The sequence below is a fragment of the Peribacillus sp. SIMBA_075 genome (genome assembly GCF_046534585.1).
This window is the reverse complement of sequence record NZ_JAWRYN010000107.1, coordinates 1-552: the sequence shown is the minus strand read 5'-3', so window position 1 is coordinate 552 and position 552 is coordinate 1. Positions and strand designations below refer to the sequence as shown.

At 30.1% G+C, this 552-nt stretch carries 1 pseudogene; it reads left to right on the top strand.

Annotated elements, in window-relative coordinates:
• Positions 1-149: 149 nt before the first annotated feature.
• A pseudogene (locus SB775_RS27355) lies at positions 150-552 on the top strand (MBOAT family O-acyltransferase); the annotation flags it as partial.

Here is a 552-nt window from a genome sequence, read left to right as displayed (position 1 = left end):
CTCCCCTTTTCTTTTATTATATAGGATAATCATTTTAATCGAATTATTAACATGATAAAATATTAAAGGCACTTTTATTTAAAAGAATATATAATAGAAATGTCGGTTTTTTGCACGAAATGTATTTTGAAAAAAGTGAGGAGAGTCCTTTGGTATTTAGTAGTTCTGTTTTCTTATTTATCTTTTTACCTCTCGTATTATTTTTCTATTTTATAGTGCGTGCCGAGCTACGTAATTTCGTATTACTTGCATTTAGTTTAATTTTCTATGCATGGGGCGAACCGCGTTTCGTTCTTTTAATGCTCTTTTCCATCGTATTAAACTACTGCTTTGGCCTACTTGTGCATCATTATGATAAACGAAAAAATATGAAAGTCACATTTTTAGTTATGGCTGTGGTCGGAAATATTTTATTACTTTCTTATTTTAAATATATTTCCTTTTTCACAGACATTGTAAATCAAACTTTGCATTTATCTATTCATGTGGAACCTATTCCACTACCAATTGGAATTTCATTCTATACGTTCCAAGCGATGTCATACGTCATCG